This is a genomic window from Psychrobacter sp. 1U2 (assembly GCF_051847575.1).
The window spans coordinates 1-568 of sequence record NZ_JBPYDC010001587.1; the positions used below are offsets into that span (position 1 = coordinate 1).

The window sequence follows — 568 nt, forward strand, 5'->3', positions numbered from 1 at the left end:
TCTAATAGTTGTTCAAAGCATGATTTTCACGCATTTTATAATAATAACGCTAATTGAAAGTAAAAAAAGAAGAGGTATGGATTTTGGGTAAATTAGCAAAATTACATCGTTCACAAAATAGCCGTATGATCGCTGGTGTGATGGGAGGTATTGCAGAGTATGTAGGTTGGTCACCAACTTGGGTACGCCTTTTATTTGTAATAATCTCTACGTTGAGTGCAGCAGTACCTGGCATATTAATTTACGTTCTTTTCTGGATCGTTATGCCTAAAGCCTCAAATCAGTCTTATCAGTAATATAATTTATAGTCAGTTGTACAGCATTATCAAACTTAATAAACGAATAATAATAACAGTAACATGCTACAAAGGTTGCTTATAAAGTGCACAAGCCTTAAGCATAAATCAATAGCAGCCATACAGCTTTCCTCCTGCCCAGATGTTAATTCATCTGGGTATTTTTTTGTTGTCTGGTTTTACGCTACTTGATGATCATGACGTTTATGAATGTCTAGATACCATTTTATTATTCGATATGACTTACTAGCAAGATAAATTTAGTTGCGGTA

The 568-nt window shown here is 34.2% G+C and carries 1 protein-coding gene; it reads left to right on the top strand.

Going from position 1 to position 568, the window contains the following annotated elements:
- Window positions 1–83 precede the first annotated feature (83 nt).
- Window positions 84–296, top strand: coding sequence for a PspC domain-containing protein (locus ACS8FD_RS23335; protein ID WP_439277606.1), 213 nt, complete (start codon window positions 84–86; stop codon window positions 294–296).
- Window positions 297–568: the final 272 nt, after the last annotated feature.